This is a genomic window from Paenarthrobacter sp. C1 (assembly GCF_049315185.1).
Lineage (GTDB): Bacteria > Actinomycetota > Actinomycetes > Actinomycetales > Micrococcaceae > Arthrobacter > Arthrobacter nicotinovorans.
Genome location: NZ_CP186052.1, coordinates 1,709,679 through 1,724,661 on the forward strand (window position 1 = coordinate 1,709,679; position 14,983 = coordinate 1,724,661).

A 14,983-nucleotide genomic window follows, 5' to 3' on the forward strand; every position below is an offset into this window, starting at 1 on the left:
TTGGGGGCCTTCTCTATTTGCCGGTGACACCACCACAACCACAGGAGCTTTAACATTAGCGAGCCAAGAATCAATGAGCGTATCCGCGTCCCCGAGGTGCGGCTGGTCGGCCCTGCCGGCGAACAGGTAGGAATTGTCCGCATCGAGGACGCACTGCGTCTTGCTGCCGAATCCGATCTCGATCTCGTTGAAGTTGCGCCGCAGGCTAAGCCTCCTGTTTGCAAGTTGATGGACTTCGGCAAGTACAAGTACGAAGCCGCCGTCAAGGCCCGCGAAGCCCGCAAGAACCAAACCAATACGGTTCTGAAGGAAATCCGCTTCCGCCTCAAGATCGACAAGCACGACTACGAAACCAAGCGCGGGCACGCTCTGCGCTTCCTCGGAGCCGGTGACAAGGTCAAGGCCATGATCCAGTTCCGTGGTCGTGAGCAGCAGCGGCCTGAAATGGGCATCCGCTTGCTTCAGCGTTTCGCGGAGGATGTAGCCGAGGTTGGCGTCATCGAGTCCAGCCCCCGCATCGATGGCCGCAATATGGTCATGGTGATCGGACCGCTGAAGAACAAGGCCGAAGCGAAGGCTGAAGCCCGTCGTGCCAGCCAGCGTGCAGAAGCCAAGGCCCAGAATGAGGCCAAGGCCGCAGGACGCGTTGACACCACGGGGGAGCAGGCGCCGCTGACGCAGAGCCTCGCCGATCTTCTGCCCGAAGGCTTCAAGGTTTCCGAAGAGGAAAGCACGCAGGAAGCTCCCGCAGCAACCGAGGCGCCCGCAGCTGAAGAAGCACCGGTTGTCGAGGAAGCTGCAGCTGAAGCTCCGGTTGCCGAAGAGGCACCTGAAGCAGCAGAGGAAGCACCCGTTGCTGAGGAAGCTCCGGCTCCCAAGGCGGCTCCGGCACCTAAGGCGGCTCCGGCTCCCAAGGCGGCTCCGGCACCTAAGGCGGCTCCGGCTCCCAAAGCAGCTCCGGTGGAGGCAGCTCCGAAGCCTGTTGTTCCGGCTGCGGCGCCCAAGCCAGCGGTTCCTTCGGCCCCGAAGCCTGTCGCCAAGCCGGCAGCTCCCAAGCCGGCTGCCCGGCCCGCGGCCCCCAAAGCCACGCCGAAGCCAGCAACACGTAAGACCAATTAGTTCAACGCCGCGGAGGCCCTGGCCTCCACCGGCAAGCAACCAGCACGTCGGCCCTGGTGGCCGGCTGCGCGATAGAATCGCGGACTTGTCCGTGGATACGTAAGGAGATCGGTTCCCATGCCGAAGATGAAGACCCACAGCGGTGCTAAGAAGCGCTTCAAGCTGACCGGTACCGGCAAGCTGAAGCGTCAGCAGGCCAACCGCCGTCACTACCTGGAGCACAAGTCCTCCAGGCTGACCCGTCGCCTCGCCGGCGACAAGCTCGTCTTCAAGGGCGATGCCAAGGTCATCAAGAAGATGCTCGGCGTCTAAGTTCCAAGTTCTTTGGTTACTGCCATCCGGCAGGGACCGACTACACCAAAAGCCTTCTCAGGCCGGCCGGGTTTCCGGCAGTAGCAGCTTGGGATAAAGATTTCTGAAGGAGTACGCACGTGGCACGTGTGAAGCGGGCGGTAAACGCCCACAAGAAGCGCAGGGTTGTCCTCGAACGCGCCAAGGGTTACCGCGGTCAGCGTTCGCGCCTGTACCGTAAGGCCAAAGAGCAGCTGCTGCACTCGTTTGTGTACAGCTACGGTGACCGCCGTAAGAAGAAGGGCGACTTCCGTCGCCTCTGGATCCAGCGCATCAACGCTGCATCCCGCGCCAACGGCCTCACCTACAACCGTCTGATCCAGGGCCTCAAGGCCGCTGAGGTCGAGGTTGACCGCCGCATGCTCGCCGAGCTGGCTGTTTCCGACGCCAACGCTTTCGCCGCTCTGGTGAACGTTGCCAAGGCTGCCCTGCCGGCTGACACCTCTGCTCCGGCTGCCAAGGCTGCTCCGAAGGCCAAGGTTGCTCCGGCTGTCGCTACGGCTCCTGCCGTAAAGGCTGTCGTTTCCGAGAAGCCGGCCATCGATGGCGCAGTTGCCGCCGACGGTGACGAGGCTCCGGAAGGCTACGCCATCAAGGGCAACGCCGAATCCAAGAAGTACCACGTTCCGGGTTCCACCTGGTACAACACCACCGCTGCTGAATACTGGTTCTCCACCGTTGAAGCTGCGAAGGCAGCCGGTTTCGAGCCGGCCGGCGGCGAAGCCCGCCAGCAGATCAAGAACTAGTCGCAACTGCCACTAAAGTTCTTTATATGAACGAAACCGGGCGCCCGCAAGACTTTCCGATGACCAACCCCCGAGCAGATCGGGTGAGGGATGTCGCCAAGCTTGCCGGGCGCCCGGCGCGTTTAAAGCGCGGGCGGTTCCTTGCTGAGGGGCCGCAGGCGGTGCGCGAGGCATTGACCCTGCACCGCGACCGGACAACGGCGGGCGGATCCGCCGTCGTACATGAAGTTTTCGCCAGCGAAGCGTGCCTTGATCGCCTCCCCGAGCTTGCCGACCTGGCGCGGGGGACGCTGCTGCGGCTGGCGAGCGATGAAGTACTTGCCGCCATGGCTGACACCGTTAACCCGCAAGGGATCGTAGCGGTCTGCAGTTTCGTGGACGTCAGCCTGGACTCGGTGCTCGACGCCGGTCCGCAGCTTCTTGCTGTCATGTGCCAGGTGCGTGACCCCGGCAACGCCGGAACCGTGCTCCGCGCCGCCGATGCCGCTGGAGCAGACGCCGTGGTTCTCACCGGCTCCAGCGTAGACATCTATAACCCTAAAGCGGTGCGGTCCACCGCAGGCTCCCTGTTCCACCTCCCGGTGGTCCTGGGGGCGGACGTCGAGGAACTGGTTGCGCGGTGCCGGGAGCGGGGAATAGGCATCCTGGCCGCTGATGGCTATGGAACCCTCAATCTGGACAAGCTCCAGGATGAGAACGCTGCACGGAGGCTCGGCAACGGTTCCGTGGCCTCGGACTATGCCCTGGAGTCGCCTACAGCGTGGCTCTTCGGCAACGAAGCCCAAGGCTTGTCGGAGGACGAACTTGCACTGGCCGATCACCGTGTTGCCGTGCCAGTGTACGGGGCGGCCGAGAGCCTGAACCTGGGTACCGCCGCCACTGTGTGTCTTTACGCCAGCGCACGTTCGCAGCAGGGCGCCCGAGTGGGGAATGCGTAAACAACGCGCCGCCGGGTACGGTATTGCTTGCAAGATCAGACGATGACGACTCTTCTTGGCCCTTTCCATTCTTTCCCAAACCCGAAGAGGTGAAGCTTTCGTGGCTGCTGGTGGCGGTACCAAAGCGATTGTTGCGGCTCTCGCCGCAAATCTAACGATTGCTGTTCTGAAGTTCATTGCATTTTTCCTGACAGCGTCATCGTCCATGCTCGCCGAGGCAATCCACTCAGTTGCCGACTCCGGCAACCAGATCCTGCTGCTGGTGGGCGGGAAGCGGTCCAAACGCGCCGCCAGTCCGGAACATCCGTTCGGCTATGGCCGCGAACGCTACATCTACGCCTTCATCGTGTCCATTGTCCTGTTCAGCGTCGGTGGCCTGTTTGCCCTTTACGAGGCCTGGGAGAAGTTCCAGCACCCGCACGGCATCGAAGGCGGCTTCTGGTGGGTTCCCTTGGCGGTGCTGGTAGGAGCGATCATTGCCGAAAGCTTCTCCTTCCGCACGGCGATCATCGAATCGAACCACATCCGCGGCAAGCAGAGCTGGGTCAAGTTTGTCCGCAATGCCAAGCAGCCCGAGTTGCCGGTCATTCTCTTGGAAGACTTCGGTGCCCTGCTTGGCCTGGTCTTCGCGCTCTTTGGTGTCAGCATGACGCTGGTCACCGGTAATGGCGTCTGGGATGCCCTCGGAACCGCGATGATCGGCCTGCTCCTGGTCGCAATTGCCGTGGTCCTGGCGATGGAAACCAAGTCCCTGCTGCTGGGCGAGTCTGCCACCAAGGAGGACGTCCAGCGTATTGCCGACGCCCTGCAGGCTGACGGGACCCGCATCATCCACCTCAAGACCATGCACCTCGGACCCGAAGAACTGCTGGTCGCCGCCAAGATTTCCATGGGATCGTCCGAGACGGGCGAGCAGATCGCCCAGGGAATTGACGACGCCGAGCAGCGGATCCGTGCGGCGGTTCCCATCGCCCGGGTCATTTACCTTGAACCCGACATCGAACGGGTCCAGGCCCAGGCTTAGTCCCGACCGTCAGTCCAGTAGGGGCGACTAAAAAGAATGGCTCCGCATTTGCGGAGCCATTCTTTTTTGGGACAGATCGTTTCCCACCAGCCATTCTTCCCTTGGGGTCAGGCAGCCAGCGCTTTCCTGCGTTCAAGTGCACCGCTGATGACGGCTACGACCAGTCCGAGGATGGCCAGGACTGCTCCCACCAGGGCCGGGGCTACGTAGCCCCAACCCCACGCGATGACTGTGCCGCCGAGGAAAGCGCCCAAGGCGTTGGCAATGTTCAGGGCTGAGTGGTTCAGCGAGGATGCCAGCGAGGCCGCCCCCGGTGCTGCGTCGAGAAGCCTGGTCTGCAAAGCAGGAGTCAGCATGGAACCGATGCCGCCGACGACGAACGCCATCACGAACGCGGACCACGCCCAATGGGCGGCAATGGCGTAGACCACCAAGGCGGCGGCAATCCCCGGCATGACCCAATAAATGGTGCCCATGACGGACTTGTCCGCCAGCCGCCCACCGATGATGTTGCCAACCACCATGCCGAGCCCATAGAGGGCAACAACGGCCGGAATGAGGTTCTCCGGGATGCCGGCCACAGATGTCATCGTGTGGGCGATGTAGGTGTAAACGGCGAAGAATCCTCCGAAGCCGATGATCCCGATGAGCAACGCCAGCCATACTTGGAGCCTTTTGAGCGCCCCAAGTTCCCGACGGATGCTGGCATCCGGATGCGCGGCTTCGAAGGGGACGAACTTCCACACCATGGCAACAGTAAGCAGACCGATGGCGCCCACGATGACAAACAGGAGCCGCCACCCGAAGGTTTGTCCCACCCAGGTGGCCAGCGGAACACCAATGACATTGGAGACCGTGAGTCCGGCCATCACCATTGAAATGGCCCAGCCGCGTTTGGTTGGTGCAACGAGGCCGGCTGCGATGACAGCCGCCACCCCGAAGAAGGCCCCGTGGGGGAGCCCGGAGGCAAACCGCGACAACAGCATCAAGCCGTAATCGGGGGCGATGAAAGACGTGAGATTCGCCAGTGCCAGGAACAGCATGAGGCCCAGGGCCAGGTTCTTCCTGGGTAGTTTGGCCCCCAAGGCGGCAAAGACGGGTGCGCCGATCACGACACCCAGGGCATACGCCGAGATGAGGTTTCCCGCTTCGGGGGTGCTGATGCCGAGTCCCTCTTCGACTTCCTTCAGCAGGCCCATCATGGCGAACTCGGTGGTTCCGATGGCAAATCCGCCCATGGCCAGAGCCACGATGGCCAGGCCAAGGTGGCGTCGGGATTTTTTGGCGACGACGGGCTGGGACGTGGTGATAGACATAGACCTGCTTCTGGGGGCGTCTTACGAGCTGGGAAGAATGGAAGAAAATCCGATAACAAGTCTAGTTCGCCGCCGGGGTAGGGCTTTACTTATGTGACTACGCCCATGTGCGCGGTCCGTGGACCTGCCGGCCCCTGAATCGTGCGGCCTCTGAACCGTGCGGCCTCTTGTACGGTCGGGCCCTAGACTGTTGCGGTGACTGCATTGATAAACGTCGTGGGTGCCGCCGTCGTCGACTCTTTGGAGGCCCCCGGCCGTTTGCTGGTTGCCCGTCGCACCGCCCCGCCTCAATTTGCCGGCATGTGGGAGTTCCCGGGTGGCAAGGTTGAATCCGGTGAAGTCCCGGAAGCGGCCCTCCACCGCGAACTCACTGAAGAGTTGGGGATCCAGGTCAAGCTCGGCCGGGAGCTGGAATCGGGCAAGCCGGACGGGTGGACCCTCAATGAACGGGCGTCCATGCGAGTGTGGTTTGCCGAGGTGACCGCTGGGGACCCGCTACCACTTGAAGACCATGACCAGCTTCAGTGGGTTTCGCTTGCCGACCCTGAGGAAGCGCTCGGCCTGGCGTGGATACCTGCGGATCTTCCGATTGTCCGTGCGCTCCTGCAACGGGTCTCGATGCCCGCCGAAGGCGTCCGGCCGGTCTAGAACAGAGGTTGTTGCCCCGGAAGAGGGACAGCAACGCCCGCCGGTTGGGCGTCAGTGGCGGCAGATGAATGCCGGGCGTTCCGGTGGCTGAATCCGGAGCTTCCCGTGAAGCCGTATTTCGCCTTGAAGTGAGTGATTCGGCCGGTCAACCATGTGCGGTATTCCTTGGAGGCGTACCAGCCGTTGCCGTAGAGGCGCCGGTACTTGCCCACTAATCCGGGGTGCTGGGCGGCAAGCCAGTCCATGTACCACTCGCGTGTGCCGGGTTTGAGGTAGAGGGCTCCTGCCGATACTCCTGTGGCGCCGGCCTGGGCCAGTCCGGCGAACAGGGAGTCCAAGGCTTCGTCGGAATCCGTGAGCCACGGCAGGATGGGCATCGCCATGACACCGCATCCCAAGCCGGCGTCGCGGAGCCGGGCAATAAGTTTCAAGCGGGCCCTGGGGGAGGGAGTGCCGGGCTCGATGAGTGCGGCGAGGTCCTCGTTGGTCATGGCCAGGGAAATGCCCAGATCCACGGGAACCTGGGTGGCAGCATGCTTGAGCAAGGGGATGTCCCGCGCCAAGAGTGTGCCTTTGGTCAAGATGGAGAACGGCGTGCCCGAATCCGCAAGGGCCCGGATGATCCCGGGCATCAGGGCGTAGCGGCCCTCCGCCCTCTGATACGGGTCCGTGTTGGTGCCCAGGGCAACCTGATGGTGTCCCCAGGACGGCTTGGCGAGTTCTTTGCGGAGCACCTCGGCAGCATTGATCTTGACGACAACCTGGGAGTCGAAGTCCCGGCCCGCATCGAATTCCAGATACGTGTGGCTTTTGCGTGCGAAGCAATAGACACAGGCATGGCTGCAGCCGCGGTAGGGGTTGACCGTCCATTCGAACGGCATGTTCGAACCGGTGGGCACCTTGTTGAGCACTGACTTTGCGGTGACCTCATGAAAGGTGACCCCGGAGAATTCGGGTGTAGAGACGGAACGCACAAGCCCGGCCAAGGGCAGCAAGGCATCCATCGCCGGGGCAGGGCGTGGAACGATGCTGCCATCCGCATCCGGTGCCGGTTCACGCGTCGGTGAAAGTGCTTGTGCGTCCCATCTCATGAACTCCATTCGAATATATGTTCGAACCAATGTCAAGGCCTCCGAATATTCGTATCCCAAGGCCGGGCACCTCGTTGCTAAGGTAGGCCCATGATTCTGCTCACAGGTTTCGAACCGTTCGGCCGGGATACGGTCAATCCCTCCTGGCTTGCCGTCCAGCTCGCCAGGGAGAGCCTCCAGGCAGAGGGGTTCGCCGTGGAGGCCATCGAGTTGCCCTGCGTTTTCGGAGAGTCACTGGAGGTCCTCCACCAGGCCATTTCGCGTCTCACTCCGGAGGTGGTGGTCTGCGTGGGCTTGGCCGGTGGCCGGGACCGGGTATCGCTGGAACGCGTCGCCATCAACTGCGATGATGCCCGGATCCCGGACAACACGGGCCAGCGCCCCATTGATGAAGAAGTGATCCCCGGAGGACCTGCAGCATACTTCTCCAGCCTGCCGATCAAGGCCGCGCTCAGGAACCTGCAGATCGCGGGGATCAAAGGTGAAATCTCCCAGACAGCCGGTACCTACGTGTGCAACCACGTGTTTTACGGCTTGATGAATGCACTGGCGTCCCGGCCGGGCGTTCGGGGCGGTTTCGTTCACGTTCCCTATCTTCCGGAACAGGTCACGCCGGAAGGGGCAGCTCCATCAATGCCGCTGGAGCTGACGGCCGAGGGGCTCGCCGTAGTCGTCCGCACTGCGCTCAACACCCCGGTGGATACCAAACTGCCCGCCGGGGCAATCCACTAGCGAGGGCAATCCACTAGCGAGGGCCATCCACTAGCGAGGGCCATCCACTAGATAAGTTCCCATTCCACCGTGACGCTGGCGGAGATGACAGATTCACCGGCCTCAACCGGCAGGGTCTCTGCGACGTAGGACGCCCGGACCATTCCACCCATGGGAACCGGGCCGCTGTGTACCGGTTGCTGGGAGATGGACACCACGGATCCCAGCCGGGCGGAGGCCAGCGCCGCGTACTGTTCGGCCCGGGCCAAGGCATCCTGCCAGGCGGCTTCCTGGGCTTGTGCCGTGGCGCGGGAGGGGTCGGCCAGTCCTTGCTCCAGGCCGTTGATGCGGATGTCATCGCCGCCGGCCGCGACGGCTGCAGCAATTGCTGCCGGTGCGTCCCCATACGACCGGATACCGACGTGCAGTGTCGTGGACGCTACGTAAGCCGACACCTTCTGGCCTTGACCTTCAACCCACATCACATCGGCCCGCAGGTTCAGCCCGCTCGTCCGCAGGTCCCCGTCCCCGATACCCGCTGCTCGCAAGCTTGCCGCGACGGCGGCCGCTGACGTGCCGGCGTCGTCGTATGCTTTCGCCGCGGTTTCCCGTCGCGTCTCCACGCCCAAAGTCAGCGTCACCAGGTCCGGAGCAGCCGTTGCGCTCCCTGTACCCGTCACGGTGATGGTTCGCTCCATGGCTAAGCCTCGATTCGATCATGGGCAGGATGGTCCTGCCGGCGGTTGGTGGGTTCGATGTAGCCGCCTGCTTCCAGCCCGGCCTGGCGCTCGAACCAGTTACCCAGTCCCGGATTACCGGTCCGGACCATCGACCAGCAGGCCGCAGCCCCGTAAAGGACCAGGAACGGAAGCCCGAGGCAATACGCATATTGCGTGCTGTGCCGTTCCTCGTGGCCCAGCAGCACAGGGTTGGTTCCGGCAACACCGTACGGAGCCCGGTACACAACCACGTTGCCGACGGTAAAGGCCCCGGCAAGGGGGAGCCTCCACTGGTAACCGGACGCAATCAGCAGGCCGCGCGGCCCGCGCGACAACTTCGACCGTGACGTGACGGCCACCGCCAGTCCGAGCGGAGTGGACAGGTTCAGGACGTTGGCGATCTGCCGGAGGCGTTGCGCGGGAGTCATGAAGCCATGCTAGACCCGCGGCGTGTGGCAGGGCACGGACGGCAGGGATACGCTGTTCGAGCACTCACTCGTGCAGGGGATGAATGGGGAAAGAAACATGAACGTAAAACGCGCCATAGGCGTGCTCGGTGTGCTGATTGCCGTCATGGTGGCCTTGACCGGATGCGTCAAGCTCAACATGTCAGTCAAGGTCAATAACGAGAAAAGCGTCGACTACGAGGTTGTATACGCGATCCAAAAGTCGGTTCTGGGGGACAAGTCCTTCGACGACTTCATGAAGTCCAACGGCGGCGGCAGCCAGGAGATGGACATTCCTGAGGGTGCCACCGTGGTGGACTACGAAGACGACAAGTACAAGGGCAAACGGATCACGGCGGTGAACCTTGACCCGGCCAAGCTGGCCGAATCGTCCAGCTCCGAGAACCCTTTTGATCTGAAAAAGGATGGAGACTTCTACGTCATGTCCATGGGAAGTGTTACGGGAGCTGACAGCAGCGATCCCCAGGCATCCGCCATGGCAAAGTCGATGTTCGACGAAGCGTCCGTCAAGTTCACCTTCCCCGGGAAGATCGTTGAAGCCAACGGTGCAGTCGTTGATGGCAACACGGCAACATTCGACATGCTGTCCATCAAGGAGACGGCTGTTCAGGTAAAGGCCGAGGCCAATGCCGGCATCCCGGGGTGGATCATCTGGACCCTCGTGGCCCTGCTGGTGGTTGCTGCGGCGCTGGTGCTGCTGTTCGTGCTGTTGCGCAGGAAGTCAGCCCGGCAGTCGCCGGCGCTCGCAGGCGCCCCAGTGTACGGCCAGGACGTGAACGGCCCGGGGCAGCCCGGTTACCCCGCACCGCAGTCACCATCGGGACAGCCCGGGTACCCTGCGCCGCAGCCTGGCCAACCGGCCCAGCCGCCACAGCAGGACTGGGCCGGTCAGGGCTACACGCCCGGCGCGCAGTCCACGCCGCAGCACGGGAATGGTCACGACGACGGCCAGGTACCTCCGCCGCCGGCCGCACCACCGGCTTCGGGCGCCTAAGCGCCCGGCTGCGTACCGCCGTCGTGATGAAAAGCGGCGGCTGTTTCACATAGCGGGATGCGCGCGGGCGGGTTAAATCCCGCATGTGCGCTTCAACTAGACTGAGGGGTAGTGCCCGCCGTACGCGGCGAGCACTACCCCTTTGTTTTGCAGGCCTGCATTGCCGGCCGCTCCCAACTCGTAGCTAAGAACAGTAGATGACTGACACTTTGCCAGGCGCCGCCATCCCGAATCCGCTGGATGAAGCCGCCATCAACGCCGCCGTCGAGGACGCCATCGCCGCTATTGCGGCCGCGTCTTCCCTTGATGAACTCAAGGCTGTCCGCCTCGCCCACACCGGCGAGAAGTCGCCCCTGAGTCTTGCCAACCGCGAAATCGGTGGCTTGGCCAAGGAACACAAGGCGGCTGCGGGCAAGCTCATGGGCTCCTCGCGTGGCCGGGTCAATCAAGCGCTCGCGGCAAGGACCCAGGTTCTGGAAGCTGAGAATGATGCCCGCATCCTGATCGAGGAAACGGTCGATGTTACAGCGGCCCCGCGTCGTCGCCGCGCCGGTGCCCGCCACCCGCTGTCCACCTTGCAGGACAGGGTGTCGGACATCTTCGTTGGCATGGGTTGGGAGATCGCCGAAGGACCCGAGGTGGAGTCCGAGTGGTTCAACTTCGATGCCCTGAACTTCAAGCCGGACCACCCGGCACGCGAAATGCAGGACACGTTCTTCGTGGAGCCTCCCGAGGCGCACCTGCTCATGCGTACGCACACTTCACCGGTACAGGTTCGTTCCATGCTGGAGCGCGAAGTGCCTATCTATGTCCTGTGCCCGGGCAAAGTGTTCCGGACCGACGAGCTCGACGCGACGCACACACCGGTGTTCCACCAGTTCGAGGGTCTCGCAATCGACAAGAACCTCAGCATGGCTGACCTGCGCGGCACGCTGGAGCATTTCGCACGCCAGATGTTCGGCGACGAAGCCTCCATCCGTCTGCGCCCAAACTACTTCCCGTTCACCGAGCCGTCGGCAGAACTCGACATCTGGCACCCGGGCGCCAAGGGCGGCCCACGCTGGATCGAGTGGGGCGGCTGCGGCATGGTCAACGCCAATGTCCTGCGGGCAGCCGGGATCGATCCGGACATCTATTCAGGTTTTGCTTTCGGTATGGGCATTGAGCGCACGCTCATGTTCCGCAACGAGGTCGGCGACATGCGCGACATGATCGAAGGCGATGTACGTTTCAGCGAGCACTTCGGGATGGAGATCTAACAGTGCGTATCCCACTTTCCTGGTTGCGTGAGTTCGCGCAGGTTCCGGCCGAAGCTACGGCCGAAGATGTCATGGCTGACCTGGTCAAGGTCGGCTTTGAAGAAGAAGATGTCCACCGTCCCACCGATGAGCTGAAGGGCCCTGTGGTTGTTGGGCAGGTCCTGAGCCTGGTCAAGGAACCGCAGACCAACGGCAAGACCATCAACTGGTGCCAGGTCCGGGTTGTCCCAGAGGGCCAGGAGCAGACCCTCACCGGCAAGGGCATCGATCCCTCCGGCGTGCAGGGCATCATCTGCGGCGCCCACAACTTTGTTGAGGGCGACAAGGTTGTTGTTACCTTGCCCGGAGCCGTACTGCCCGGAAACTTCCAGATCTCGGCCCGCAAGACCTATGGCCACCTGTCTGCCGGCATGATCGCATCCGTGCGAGAGCTGGGCATCGGCGATGACCACGATGGCATTTTGGTCCTCTCCCGCATCGGCCTCGACCCCGAGATCGGCACTGACGCCATGGAGCTGCTGGGTCTGTACGACCAGGCAGCCGAAATCAATGTCACTCCGGACCGCGGCTACGCATTCTCCATCCGTGGGGTTGCCCGCGAGTACGCCCACGCCACGGGAACTTCGTTCGTGGATCCGGCGTCCAAGGTCAACGCCCCTGCTTCCCTGCAGGGTGGCTACGGAGTCAAGCTCAACGACGATGCTCCCATTTACGGCAAGCCGGGCTGCGATCGTTTCGTTGCGCGCACGGTCCGGGGCGTGGATGCCTCCCGCCCCACCCCGCCGTGGATGTCCTCACGCCTCCGCCTGGCCGGTGTACGTTCCATCTCGTTGCCCGTGGATATTTCCAACTACGTCATGTTGGAGCTTGGCCAGCCGAACCACTGCTACGACCTCGACAAGCTTTCGGGCGACATCGTTGTCCGCCGCGCGGTCGCGGGGGAGAAGATCACCACGCTCGATGACAAGGGGCGCACACTCGACGCCGAGGACCTGCTGATCACGGATGATTCGGGTGCGATCGGCATCGCAGGCGTGATGGGTGGCGCCTACACCGAGGTTTCCGATTCCACCACGAATATCCTTGTGGAAGCCGCGCACTTCGACGAAGTATCCATTGCCCGCTCACGCCGCCGCCACAAGCTGCCGTCCGAGGCGTCCAAGCGCTTCGAACGCGGTGTGGACTGGCATGTCGCCAACGTCGCTGCCCAGCGCGTGGTGGACCTCCTGGTGGAACTCGCCGGAGGTACCGCGGACGAGACCGGTACCGACGTCGGAACGGCGCCTGACGCCGTCGTGATTGAGCTGCCTGCTGGTTATGCTTCCGCGCGTATCGGCATCGACTTCACCGAAGATCAGATCACCACCTCCCTTGAGGACCTGGGGGCCGTGGTGGAGAAGACCTCCTCCGGTTACCGCGTGACTGCACCAAGCTGGCGCAACGACCTCGAAACCAAGGACGACCTCTCCGAGGAAATCGCCCGTCTTGTGGGCTACGACAACATCCCGGCCACCTTGCCGGTGGCTCCTCCGGGACGCGGATTGAGCCGCACGCAGCAGCAGAAGCGCCGCGTCGTGCAGGCCCTGGCCGATGCCGGGCTGACCGAGGTGCTGTCCTACCCCTTCGTCACGAAGGCAGCCAACGACACCTTCGGAGTGGCGGAGGAAGGCGCTGCCCGTCCGGCGTTGAAGCTCGCCAACCCGATCAGCGAGGAACAGGGGTATCTCCGCACGTCCATCCTGCCGGGCCTGATTGAGGTGGCACGCCGCAACCACTCGCGCGGTTTCCGCGATCTTGCACTCTACGAGGCCGGCTCGGTCTTCCTGCCGGGTGACAAGCTCGGAACGGAGTCCATCCCGCCGTTGGGTGTCAAGCCCTCCGATGAGGTGCTGGATGCACTGTACGACGGCGTCCCCGACCAGCCGCTGCACATCGCCGCGGTCCTGACCGGTCATGATTCTCCGGCTGCCGCCACGCACAAGCCTCGTGCCTGGGACTGGGCCGACGCCCTGGACGTGGCCCGGCTGATCGCTGACGTTTTGGGCGTTGAACTGGTTGTCAGCCAAGGCAGCCACCAGGCATTCCATCCCGGGCGCGCGGCGCAGCTCGCACTGCGCAACGGCGACGTGGTTGGATACGCAGGGGAACTCCACCCCAAGCTCCTTGCTGCGCACGACATGCCTGCGCGTTCAGTAGCGGTTGAGGTGGATGTCGATGCCTTGTTCGAAGCTGCCGCCGACGTGATTGTCGCCAAGCACATCTCCGGGTTCCCGGTGGCGACGCAGGACGTTGCCCTGGTAGTTCCCCTGGACGTGCCGGCCGATCAGGTCCTGTCCGCACTCCGTGAGGGTGCAGGTGAGCTCCTTGAGGACGTCTCGTTGTTCGACGTCTACGTGGGCCCGGGCATCGATGACGGTAAGAAGTCGCTCGCCTTCGGCCTGCGGTTCCGCGCAAACGACCGCACCCTGACGGCGGATGAGGCTTCGGAGGCCCGCGCTGCTGCCGTGGCCGTAGCCGCCGACCGCTTTGGAGCTGTCCAGCGCTAACTCGAATCAAGAAAACCCCGGGACTGCTGTCCCGGGGTTTTCTATTTAACGAGATTCAACTCCCAACATCTTGACAGGCTGTTCACATGTGTATGACAGTTTTGTCATACACATGTGAAGCATGTGTATCACATCCCTCGAACGGTTCCACGGGAGCCGTCCTTTGAAAGGTACCCATGAAGAAGCAGAACATTGCTGTGCTTGTCGGGGCTGCAGTTGTGGCTTTGACGTCCTCGCTTGGTGGAGCTGCGGTAGCGTCAGAGCCGACGCCGCAGGCCGCCATTTCCGGGGTGCAGCCTGTGTCGCACACGGTGGACAAGACGCAGACGTCAGGGTCCGCGGCATCTCCGCTGGCCGACAAGTACACGCTGGCGATGCCCTCCAAGGGTGGCGGCGCTTCCACGGACTCAGTCATCGGCGCTGATGGCAGGCTACGGATCACGAACACCACGGCCGCGCCCAACCGCTCGATCGTGCAGATCGAATTCAACGGAGGCTACATCTGTTCCGGCGCCCTCATTTCGGATGACACCGTGCTGACCGCGGGCCACTGCGTGCACGAAGGTGGCACGGGTTCCACAGCGGATTACTCCTGGGGTGTGAAAGTGGCTCCCGGCCGGAACGGATCAACTGATCCTTACGGTACCTGTGGGGCTACCCAGCTCCTGACGGATCAGCGCTGGATTGATTCAGCCAACACCAATGCCGACTGGGGAGTCATCAAGCTCGACTGCACCATCGGCAACACCACCGGCTGGCTGAACTACACCGGAACGACCACCAGCCTGAACGGAACCACCGCGACGGTCCGGGGCTATCCCGGTGACAAGGCCTTCGGCACCATGTGGTCCATGACCGGTTCCATTGACAGCACCCAGGCCGAGAAGGTCTTTTACAAGATGGACACCTACGGCGGCCAGAGTGGCGCACCCGTCTACAACAGCTCCAACACCATCGTGGCCATCCACACCAACGGAGGCAGCTCGAACTCAGGAACGCGCATCACGCCCACCCTGGCGAGCTACCTGAACTCGGTGAAGTAGCGCCGGTGGGT

General features: G+C 63.0%; 15 protein-coding genes. 11 read left to right on the top strand and 4 right to left on the bottom strand.

The window, feature by feature from the left end:
* Positions 1-96 precede the first annotated feature (96 nt).
* The 5 genes from infC (at position 97) to ACNAOU_RS08145 (ending at position 4,178) form a co-directional block, all read left to right on the top strand.
* Positions 97-1,119, top strand: coding sequence for a translation initiation factor IF-3 (gene infC, locus ACNAOU_RS08125; RefSeq protein WP_018779093.1), 1,023 nt, complete (start codon positions 97-99; stop codon positions 1,117-1,119).
* 117 nt (positions 1,120-1,236) lie between these two features.
* The gene (rpmI, locus tag ACNAOU_RS08130; RefSeq protein ID WP_011774324.1) at positions 1,237-1,431 is read left to right on the top strand and encodes a 50S ribosomal protein L35; all 195 of its coding nucleotides are present in this window, start codon (positions 1,237-1,239) and stop codon (positions 1,429-1,431) included.
* 119 nt (positions 1,432-1,550) lie between these two features.
* Complete coding sequence (gene rplT, locus ACNAOU_RS08135) at positions 1,551-2,216, top strand: 50S ribosomal protein L20 (RefSeq protein WP_018779094.1); 666 nt, start codon at positions 1,551-1,553, stop codon at positions 2,214-2,216.
* 26 nt (positions 2,217-2,242) lie between these two features.
* Positions 2,243-3,154 (top strand): TrmH family RNA methyltransferase, encoded by a 912-nt coding sequence (locus tag ACNAOU_RS08140; RefSeq protein WP_018779095.1) that lies wholly within the window; start codon positions 2,243-2,245, stop codon positions 3,152-3,154.
* A 100-nt stretch (positions 3,155-3,254) separates the two neighbouring features.
* On the top strand, positions 3,255-4,178 hold the full coding sequence (locus ACNAOU_RS08145) for a cation diffusion facilitator family transporter (RefSeq protein WP_422758396.1): 924 nt from the start codon (positions 3,255-3,257) through the stop codon (positions 4,176-4,178).
* A 107-nt stretch (positions 4,179-4,285) separates the two neighbouring features.
* Here the strand turns inward: ACNAOU_RS08145 and ACNAOU_RS08150 are convergent, their stop codons facing one another.
* Entirely contained in the window at positions 4,286-5,494 is a 1,209-nt protein-coding gene (locus ACNAOU_RS08150; protein ID WP_055977897.1) for an MFS transporter, read from the bottom strand.
* Positions 5,495-5,689: 195 nt separating this feature from the next.
* On the opposite strand from ACNAOU_RS08150, the gene ACNAOU_RS08155 reads away from it, so the two are divergent.
* A complete protein-coding gene (locus tag ACNAOU_RS08155; protein ID WP_281445036.1) occupies positions 5,690-6,142 on the top strand; it encodes a (deoxy)nucleoside triphosphate pyrophosphohydrolase in 453 nt (150 codons plus the stop codon).
* Here the strand turns inward: ACNAOU_RS08155 and ACNAOU_RS08160 are convergent.
* The gene (locus ACNAOU_RS08160) at positions 6,139-7,233 is read right to left on the bottom strand and encodes an Rv2578c family radical SAM protein (RefSeq protein ID WP_281445037.1); all 1,095 of its coding nucleotides are present in this window, start codon (positions 7,231-7,233) and stop codon (positions 6,139-6,141) included. The genes ACNAOU_RS08155 and ACNAOU_RS08160 overlap by 4 nt on opposite strands.
* Positions 7,234-7,323: 90 nt before the next feature.
* On the opposite strand from ACNAOU_RS08160, the gene pcp reads away from it, so the two are divergent.
* Entirely contained in the window at positions 7,324-7,965 is a 642-nt protein-coding gene (gene pcp, locus ACNAOU_RS08165; protein ID WP_422758397.1) for a pyroglutamyl-peptidase I, read from the top strand.
* A 47-nt stretch (positions 7,966-8,012) separates the two neighbouring features.
* Here pcp and ACNAOU_RS08170 read toward each other — a convergent pair whose 3' ends face one another.
* Positions 8,013-8,642, bottom strand: a complete 630-nt coding sequence (locus ACNAOU_RS08170) for an SIMPL domain-containing protein (protein ID WP_189075785.1) — start codon at positions 8,640-8,642, stop codon at positions 8,013-8,015.
* Between the two features lie 2 nt (positions 8,643-8,644).
* Positions 8,645-9,091: a hypothetical protein gene (locus ACNAOU_RS08175; RefSeq protein ID WP_018779102.1), complete on the bottom strand. Its 447-nt coding sequence runs from the start codon at positions 9,089-9,091 to the stop codon at positions 8,645-8,647.
* Positions 9,092-9,188: 97 nt separating this feature from the next.
* On the opposite strand from ACNAOU_RS08175, the gene ACNAOU_RS08180 reads away from it, so the two are divergent.
* From ACNAOU_RS08180 to ACNAOU_RS08195, 4 genes are all read left to right on the top strand, one after another.
* Positions 9,189-10,124: an LppM family (lipo)protein gene (locus tag ACNAOU_RS08180; protein ID WP_231949177.1), complete on the top strand. Its 936-nt coding sequence runs from the start codon at positions 9,189-9,191 to the stop codon at positions 10,122-10,124.
* 197 nt (positions 10,125-10,321) lie between these two features.
* A complete protein-coding gene (gene pheS, locus ACNAOU_RS08185) occupies positions 10,322-11,383 on the top strand; it encodes a phenylalanine--tRNA ligase subunit alpha (protein WP_039240644.1) in 1,062 nt (353 codons plus the stop codon).
* Positions 11,384-11,385: 2 nt separating this feature from the next.
* Complete coding sequence (gene pheT / locus ACNAOU_RS08190) at positions 11,386-13,929, top strand: phenylalanine--tRNA ligase subunit beta (protein ID WP_422758398.1); 2,544 nt, start codon at positions 11,386-11,388, stop codon at positions 13,927-13,929.
* A gap of 176 nt (positions 13,930-14,105) precedes the next feature.
* Complete coding sequence (locus tag ACNAOU_RS08195; RefSeq protein ID WP_422758399.1) at positions 14,106-14,972, top strand: trypsin-like serine peptidase; 867 nt, start codon at positions 14,106-14,108, stop codon at positions 14,970-14,972.
* Positions 14,973-14,983 lie beyond the last annotated feature (11 nt).